Here is an 8741-nt window from a genome sequence, read left to right as displayed (position 1 = left end):
GTTCATGATAACTATTTGATACTAAGTTACAAAATTTAGGTAATATATCGAGGATTCATTTAAAATATTAATATCATTGAAAATTTCTAAACATATCTTATCTGCTACTGTAAAAGGAACAAGTTCTACATTTTCTTTTGTTTTACTATTAAGAAGTGTATTTATTGTTGCTTCATCTTTTTCAAGTAATAAAGAAAATTGTTCAAAACTTTCGACCGGGAGCCTAAGTTCTGGTAAATTTTCACTTTCTTTAATGTAGTTATCCCAATCATGAACATCAGAACCGTAAATAGAATTATGACCGTGACTAATATAGATACCCGCAGAAATAGAGTTTGTCGCTTCTTTTATAATTCTCTTTTTATTTGAGATTTGATTTCCCAAAAGTTCTAGTTCTTCGTCTCCAATATTTGGTTTTTTAGCAAAATAATGAGCTACATAAATGCAATCTAAATCATCAAATGACTCTACCATTTCCTTTATTGAACACGTAAAAGTATCTACGTTTTTTTCGCCAATCAACGCTTTAACTCTTTTATCAAATTCCTCGTGGTTTATAGGATTGCAAATTACAATAAGATGACCCCTTTTATCATTCTCAAAAACATCGAGCTCAACACCTGGCCATAATTGGCAATGATCTTTGACTCCCTCCCTGAACACTTCATATTGTGTTATATCAAAATGGTTATGGTTTGTAATTGCCATAATCTTTACCTCGGTATTCTTCATTGTTTCAATGAATTTTTCCGCTTCAATATTTCTTGAAAGAGCGTCGCCTGTTTTTATTTTACGAGTATGAACATGAATATCGATTTTCATATTAGTTTTATTTTCAACAAAAATATTTTAATTTCCCAATTCCAATTGATTTTTAACCAGATTAAAATAATCTGCCTTTTTGCTTACCAATTCCTGGTGATTTCCATGTTCTACAATCTCTCCATTCTTAAGAACAATAATTTGATCTGCATTTTTTACAGTCGAAAGTCTGTGTGCAACGATAATAACCGTTTTCCCTTTAAAGAAAGATTGTAGATTGTCGTGAATGATTTTCTCATTTTCTGCATCCAAAGCAGAAGTAGCCTCGTCAAATAATATAAAGTGTGGGTTTTTGTAGACCGCTCTTGCAATAAGTATTCTTTGCTTCTGTCCACCAGAAATACCGTTTCCGGAAGCACCAATTTTCGTGTTAAGTCCTAGAGGAAGTCCTTCCACAAAAGACTTGATATTTGCTGTTTCTAAAGCTTTATTCAGCTTTTCATAATCAATATTTTCATCACTTGTGGCAATATTTCGCTCGATTGTATCAGAAAAAATAAAACCATCTTGCATTACTACACCGCAATTTTTTCTAAGATCTTTTGGCGAAACTTCATTTATATTGAGATGATTAAATTTTATTTCACCCTTTACCGGTTCATAGAATTTCAAGAGCATTTTCATCAAAGTTGTTTTACCGCTTCCACTAGCTCCTACTATAGCAGTAATTTTTCCGTCCGGAATAAACAAATTGATCTCTTTTAGAACATACGGAGATTGTGGTCCTTCATATTGAAATGAAACGTTTTTGAAATAAATTCCTTTTTCTATGCCATTTTGTTCTGTATATTTTTTGCTAAGTAACGGCACTTGGTTTTCCAGCTCTTCTTCAGGGTTGTTTTGCACTTCGTTTAGCCTTGCTAAACTCAATTTTGCATCTTGTAATGATCGGAAAAAATTGATGAGTTGGCTCACTGGAGAATTCATTTGGCCAATAATGTAGGACACACTTAGAAGTGCTCCTAGAGTCATATGTCCTTTTATTACGAAATAAGCCGAGAGAAAAGTTACGAGAATGTTTTTAAGCTGATTTATAAATTCAAATCCTGAAAGTTGAACTTGATCTAACTTAAGAATGCGAATATTGATTTTAAAAAGTTTTTGCTGGATATTTTCCCATTCTTTACGTTTAAAATCTTCAAATTGGTTGAGCTTCATTTCAGAGACACCATTGATAATCTCGTAAATAGACTCTTGGTTTTCGCTTCTTTGCTGGAATCTGAAATAATCTAGAATTTTTCTTTTTCTCATCCAGTATAAAGACCATAAAACTGATATTATGGTTAATATCATATAAACTGCTAAAATTCTAAAATCGTAATACCAAAGCACTCCAAAAAAAGCAGTAAAAGTTATAATTGAAAAGAGCGTTAATAAACTTTGTGAAGTGAGAAAACTTTCTATCCTTTCATGGTCTTGGATGCGTTGATTAAAGTCACCCATCAATTTAGTATCAAAAAATTTAATGGGAAGTTTCAAAAGCTTTTTAAGAAAGTCTGAGATAATTTGAATATTAATTTTTGTACCAACGACAAGCATAATCCAGTTCCGAAAAATATTAATTACAATATTTCCAAAGAAGAATGCGAGCTGAGCCAATAAAATCAATGTAATTACTGACAGGTTTTTCTTGCTTACACCCTCATCTATTAATTTTTGGGTAAGAATAGGAAAAACTAATGTCGAGAGTGTTCCTAAAGTAAGCAGAAAAAGCATCCAGCCCATCTGCGATTGGTGTGGGCGAAGATATTTTAACAAATATTTTGCAGATATTTTTTCTTCTGTTGGTGGAGTTTGTTTATAAAATTCATCTGTTGGTTCTAAAAAAAGTGCAATACCTTTTTTACCATCAGAAAGCCAAGATTTTTTAAATTTTTCATTGTCTAGGGAAACAAAGCCATGTCCTGGATCTGCAATTTTATATGTCAGTTTTTTTGTAAGAAAATTTCTAGAAATTTTGTGAAGGACTACGAAATGATTTTTATTCCAATGTAGTATACAGGGTAGATCCTTTGAATCAATATCATTGACTTGAAGTTTCCCAGGAACAACACTAAATCCTATTTTTTTTGATGCTTCAATTATTCCTAATAGCGAAACTCCATCCCTTGTTAAGAAGCATCTTTCCCGAAGATATCTCAATCCATAATTTTTGCCATAATAAGATGCAACCATAGCAAGACAAGCTGGTCCACAATCCATTAAATCATATTGAGAAAAAAACTTAAGCATCAGCAAGAATTTCTTTTTCTTTTCTGATATAGTAATCTAAAATTAGTTTTTCTTTATAGTTAAATTTAAATTCGGGGCATGCAGGTTTACCTTCGTACCATGACTTAGGGCAAGAACCAGCACAAACAGGCAAATGTGAACATGTTTTACACCATGTTTTTCCTGCTTTTATTTCATCCGACCAATTTCTTAATGTGGCATTTTCGTCATATGTATCATAGTCATTGTTGAGATTCCCTATCTTATGTTTATCTTGTCCGTATGTATCTGTATACGGAAATTCCCAACAAGTATATATATTGCCAAAAGCATCAAATACCTCTGAATCATTTCTTTCCACCATACATGCATAATATTTTCTTGTTGGTAGAAGATTAGATAATTTTATTTTATTATCAAAGCAGTACAGTAACCACTCGATTTCTTTCTCGGCAAATTGTTCATTGGTTAATGAATCTTTACCTGCATCATTACCACCCCAGTCTACAATAGGGGCAAAGCTTACAGCAACATAATTGTTGATTTCTTTTTCAACAAGATATTCCAGTAGTGGATTAACAAACTGATGGTTAGTTTTATCAATATTTATTCTTATCGAAATACCGCCTTGTTTATTTTGATAAGCTTGAGTTCTAGTACAGTCGATAATATTCTTGAAAATAATATCAAAGGTTGATTCACCACTTTTAGTATATCTTCGTTGATCATGCGATTCTGCTAAGCCATCTAATGTTATTTGAAAATCTCGAATTTTATAATTTGTCACTAAATCTTGGAAAATGTCTTTTTTCAAACTTAAGCCATTAGTTACCATTGATGCGTTATAATGAAGACCTCTCTCATTACATATTTCAAGTAACTTTTTGGTAGTTTTTTTGATTGAACTTAATCCTGTTAAAGGTTCTCCACCATACCAAATAATATTGAGTCCACGATAAGTTTTACCTGAATCTAAAAAATGTAAGATTCTCTTCACATATTTCTCAATAATATCGTCTGATGCATAATCTTTTGAATGATTTTGTGCACAATAATAGCATCCTAACTGGCAATTTGCAGAAGGTTGGATGGTGAATGACAATACATCTACCTCTTCTCTAGATTTATCATTTTCTGAAGTCACAATTAAGAACTCATCTTCCTCAGAATCTACTATTATTAAATTCTTTTTAAGTAGATCAACCATGTCATTTTTGATTGCGTTGAAATTATCGGTCTTTAAATTTTGATAAATTTCTGAATCAATCATTAATGATGTTCCAGTGCGTGTAGAGAAAAGAATTTGTTTATTTGGAAAATCATAATCATCCAATAAATCTGTTGTTAAGTGGTATTTTGATAATTTCATAATAATAATTTAAAAAAACAGGCAAAATGAAAATTTTGCCTGCAATTGGTTTAAGCAAAATTTGCCCCGCAACTGTGTAGATGAGGACAATCAGAAAAATTGAAACTGCAGTCGTACAGTAAACTACACACTTGTGCTTCTGCCATACCTCCTTTTACGGAAGAAAGATTTCCATCTTTTATGATCTCAATCTCTTTCTTGTTGTCGCTTTTCTTAGCGATTTTCTTTAATCTTTTTTTTAACATTGTAAATGATTTTTGATTAATGAATATTAAACGAATTACACGTAAGACAGATTTTTCGTGGCCTTTGAAAATTCCTCTTATTTTTTAAAACTAAATTTTGAATGAGTTAAACTCAAAATTTGTATTACTTCTCGAAATGTGGCTCTTTATCTTTTTCAATGTATAAATAGCGATCTCTAATAACATTTTGTAACGTCCTTTTCATTTTATTTAATTCTTCAATTGATTGAATTGGCTTTCCATTAAGTGAAGCATTTCCTCCACTCTTAATATTTTCACCCATTAACCTTGTAGGGTTCTCATAAAAATCAATTAAATATTTGTTATAAAATTCATTAGTGACAACCAACGGTTTTTGGTCATAGTGATTTTCCAAAAATTGTTTCGTATCATAGGTATCTTTCAATTTTGTGTTTTTAACTAATTTGTAAATGAAATTATTTTCTGAATCATTTAGAAGAAAAATTAATCCTGGCAATCCCCTAAATTTATATGGCCCTTCTGAAATGTTAATATCTTTGCAAAACCAAGCTGTCCATTTTCTTCCACCAAAATTTGTAGTCGCTTTTTGGAGTTTATAGCCATTATAATTCTTTGAATCAGGATATAGTTTCCATTTCATTTCATCATTTGTATGAATAACAAAATACTCTTTAAAATCTCTATACCAGTCATTTTTAAAACTGTTTGGTTTTCTAATAATTAGCTGGTCAGTTTTGGTATTTGTTCTATATTCTGCCACTCCCTCTTTACTTTTGTTAATGGAATCGTAATCCAAAAGATCCTTATCATAAAACTTTATTGATTTTGGGTTAACATCTAAAACCATATAATTTTTCTTGTATTCTTGTGTTGAATCCTTCCTTGATTGCAATTCATAAAAAAATCGGTTAGTCTGTGCATTAACAATTAGGATAAACAGCAAGAAAAATAATGCGAACTTTTTCATTGTATATAAATTTATTTTAATAATATTTTGGTATTTAGCAATTACCAATCATGACCATCTTTTACCGGAGGGTCTTTCGGTGTATTTTCTGCAGGTGTATTTGTTGATGAATTAATCACTACAGAATCTTGTGCTACTTTTGCAGATAAATTAAAACTCTGGCTTTCTTTAAGATCTGTAATCTGTTCTGCTTCTCTACAACTTACTGCTGAAATTAATGATGTAGCCAATGCTACCAATGAGATAAACTTTTTCATAATTAATTTTTTTAAGTTTATCCCGGCCGGGAAAAATTTTCCTCAGAATTCTGTGGCTAAAATTATTTGGTGTTGAAAATTTTTGCAAGTAAATGCAGTCCTCTTCTATAAATTTCAAAATTTAAGACGTCATTATTTATAAATTAGGACAGAGATAATTTTTAAAGTTCTGAAATACAGCGATTTGAAAAAAAACTGTATTTTAATAATTTGTTCTACTTTTTATTCAAATTTGTTTATTTTTGGCAATGAAGATTAATATTCTTCTTTAAAATGCTCATCAATAAACATCATTTTATATCAATTCTTATTTTATTCCTTTCATTTTGCTTCAAAATGAAAGCTCAAAACACTTATGAGGATTTAAGAAAAAAGTATGAGAGTTATGAACATAATGATCAAGACGCCTTGCCATTTGTAAAAGTCTATATAAATAAAGCGAAAACCGATAAGAATTATAAAGCTTTAACACAAGGGTATGAAGATGCTTTTTATTTCTCGCCAAATCCTAATGACAAACTTAAATTTGCTGACAGTTGTATCAGTGCTTCGTTAAAAACTAATGATAATGATCTTATCAGTCGCTCTTATTTAGGCAAGGGAACCATTTATTACTTCAATCTAAAACGCTACGAACCCGCTCTCGATGAATATGTGAAAGCGTATGAATATTCTAAAAAAGGAACTGACGAGTACCAAAAATACAAAGTAATCTATCACATGGGTGTGGTAAAAAGTTACCTAGGTTATTATATTGAAGCACGGAAGCATTTTGAGGATTGTATTCAATATTTTGAGCCTAAAACAAAGGGAGATTTACATCCTAACACCATTTTTAATAATAGCAAAGGCTACCTCAACAGTTTACACCAAGCCACCATCTGCTACAGGAATTTGGGAAATTACAAAAAGGCGGATTCATTAGTAGAAGTGGGACTAAATTTCACAAATAAAAGTAAAGAATTTCCTTTAGAACAAGCCTATTTTACAAAATGCAAAGGGATATTCGAGTATCATCAAAAAAATTATGATGATGCAATTCAAAGTCTTACCAGCGCGTTACCAGTGCTTAAAAAAAACAATGATTTTTCCTGGGCATCAGTTGCAGATTTTTATATTGGGAAAAGTTATTTAGGATTGGGAAAACAAGAACAGGCGATACAGCAGTTTGAGAAGGTTGATTCTATTTTCCAAAAACACAAATTTATTGTTCCGGAACTACGCGAAAATTATGAACTGCTCATCAAATATTGGAAAGAGAAAAAGAATGATAAACAAGAACTCCACTACACCAAGAATTTGCTGAAAGCAGACAGCATTTTAGCCAAGGACTTCCCTTATCTCTCTGCAAAAATTCATAAAGATTACGATACTCAAATTTTAGAGGATGCGAAGGGTAAATTAGAAAAGCAAAATTATTGGAGTTTAGGTGCAATATTATTATTAATTCTCGCTATAATTGGATTAATTTTTATAGCATGGAAGCTTTATCAAAAAGAAAAACTCATCAGAAAAAAATATTCCGAATTAGAAGAGAGATTACAAACTCACCAACCTACAACAGCAGTTTCTTACGAAAATATTCCGCAACAAAGTAAAGCCGTAATTAGCAAAGATGTTTTCACTGATTTGGCTGAAAAGCTAAAAGAATTTGAAGATTCAAAAAGTTTTAAAGAAAAAGGAATAACCCTTCCTCAACTGGCGGAAAATTTTAAAACTAATACAACATATCTCTCCCAATACATTAATGATGTGAAAGGAATGAATTTCAATAAATACCTATCAACATTAAGAATTAATTACATTACCGAGCGTATGTATAATGATCCTAAAGTTTTGGGGTACTCTGTACAGGGATTAGCAGATGAATGTGGAATTTCTTCCAGGCAAAATTTTTCGGATCTATTTTTAGAGATCAATGGGATCCGTCCTATAGATTTTATTAGGCAAAGGAAAAAGGAGTTACAAGAGGGCGGATCCTAAAAAATGCCTTAAAAAATTGTTATAATTTTCTTAAGAGTCATTTTGCTCGATTAGTACTAATTTATTGATAAAAGCTATGCAGACCTTTTCATTAGAATTAAACACATTTATTATATTTTGTGCTTCTTGATCTTTAATTTCGACCTTTTTGCTATTTAAATACTTTCCTTGGTAATTATAGAAATCAATAACGATTTCATTTTTGTTTTTTATCCTACTTGAGAAAACACAGATGAAATTTTTCGTTAAATAAAAATTCGCATTAGCATTAAACGTTTTTCCCCTTTCATAAAAATAATTTTCATTATATTTGATAACTGAAGGCAATGGCGTATTGTCTTTGGTATGAAACTCCAAAATTTTCTCGTTGTCAATTATCCAACCATTGGAGGATTTTTTATTTATGTAAACAACCTTGGAGTTTAGTATTTTGAAATTACCCTCGTATTGAAGAAAATGCTTTGGAAAATTAGAAATCTTGTCTGTGTGTAAGCTATAAACTTCACGGACCTGCTGTTTTTTTAAATCTAAAATAAAAAATCCGAAGGTGCCTAAATTACCGGTAGATGATTCTCCCAATAAAACTATTTCATTTTCATTATACCTAATAGCATTTATAACTCTCATATTTTCAGCAATGGGAGTATTATTTAAATATAATCGCCATTTGTCAGTATATAAGCAATAATCTTTTGATAGAAACAAAATAATAGGATTCAAATCTGGATGTATTGGATATGTAAAAATATCTTCCTCCTTAAATTGTGGATTAATTCCCAATAATTTCCCTTTAAGAACTGGATTTTTTTGTTCAATGGTTCTTTTATAAAGAGCTATAAACTCAGAAGGTGCTGTGTAATAAAGGTTGTTTTCAATATTAATTTTTATGACTACTTGATATTATG

At 30.7% G+C, this 8741-nt stretch carries 8 protein-coding genes; 1 reads left to right on the top strand and 7 read right to left on the bottom strand.

All coding sequences use genetic code 11. The features are described 5' to 3' along the window. Window positions 1-21 precede the first annotated feature (21 nt). The 6 genes from EGH73_RS03560 to EGH73_RS03535 form a co-directional block, all read right to left on the bottom strand. Window positions 22-822 (bottom strand): hypothetical protein, encoded by an 801-nt coding sequence (locus EGH73_RS03560; RefSeq protein ID WP_123280728.1) that lies wholly within the window; start codon window positions 820-822, stop codon window positions 22-24. Between the two features lie 27 nt (window positions 823-849). Then, window positions 850-3054: a peptidase domain-containing ABC transporter gene (locus EGH73_RS03555; protein WP_123280727.1), complete on the bottom strand. Its 2205-nt coding sequence runs from the start codon at window positions 3052-3054 to the stop codon at window positions 850-852. After that, entirely contained in the window at window positions 3047-4402 is a 1356-nt protein-coding gene (locus EGH73_RS03550) for a radical SAM/SPASM domain-containing protein (protein ID WP_123280726.1), read from the bottom strand. The genes EGH73_RS03555 and EGH73_RS03550 overlap by 8 nt, the downstream gene beginning before the upstream one ends. Window positions 4403-4452: 50 nt before the next feature. Continuing rightward, window positions 4453-4647: a hypothetical protein gene (locus EGH73_RS03545; RefSeq protein WP_123280725.1), complete on the bottom strand. Its 195-nt coding sequence runs from the start codon at window positions 4645-4647 to the stop codon at window positions 4453-4455. 124 nt (window positions 4648-4771) lie between these two features. Further along, the gene (locus EGH73_RS03540; RefSeq protein WP_123280724.1) at window positions 4772-5596 is read right to left on the bottom strand and encodes a GLPGLI family protein; all 825 of its coding nucleotides are present in this window, start codon (window positions 5594-5596) and stop codon (window positions 4772-4774) included. Window positions 5597-5637: 41 nt separating this feature from the next. After that, on the bottom strand, window positions 5638-5853 hold the full coding sequence (locus EGH73_RS03535; protein WP_123280723.1) for a hypothetical protein: 216 nt from the start codon (window positions 5851-5853) through the stop codon (window positions 5638-5640). Window positions 5854-6189: 336 nt separating this feature from the next. Here EGH73_RS03535 and EGH73_RS03530 point away from each other — a divergent pair, with 336 nt between their 5' ends. After that, window positions 6190-7836 (top strand): AraC family transcriptional regulator, encoded by a 1647-nt coding sequence (locus EGH73_RS03530; protein WP_245985401.1) that lies wholly within the window; start codon window positions 6190-6192, stop codon window positions 7834-7836. Window positions 7837-7866: 30 nt separating this feature from the next. Here EGH73_RS03530 and EGH73_RS03525 read toward each other — a convergent pair whose 3' ends face one another. Continuing rightward, on the bottom strand, window positions 7867-8616 hold the full coding sequence (locus tag EGH73_RS03525) for a hypothetical protein (protein ID WP_123280721.1): 750 nt from the start codon (window positions 8614-8616) through the stop codon (window positions 7867-7869). Window positions 8617-8741: the final 125 nt, after the last annotated feature.

The sequence above is a fragment of the Epilithonimonas hominis genome, from assembly GCF_003730015.1.
Taxonomy (GTDB): domain Bacteria; phylum Bacteroidota; class Bacteroidia; order Flavobacteriales; family Weeksellaceae; genus Epilithonimonas; species Epilithonimonas hominis.
This window is presented reverse-complemented; position numbering and strand designations above follow the sequence as displayed.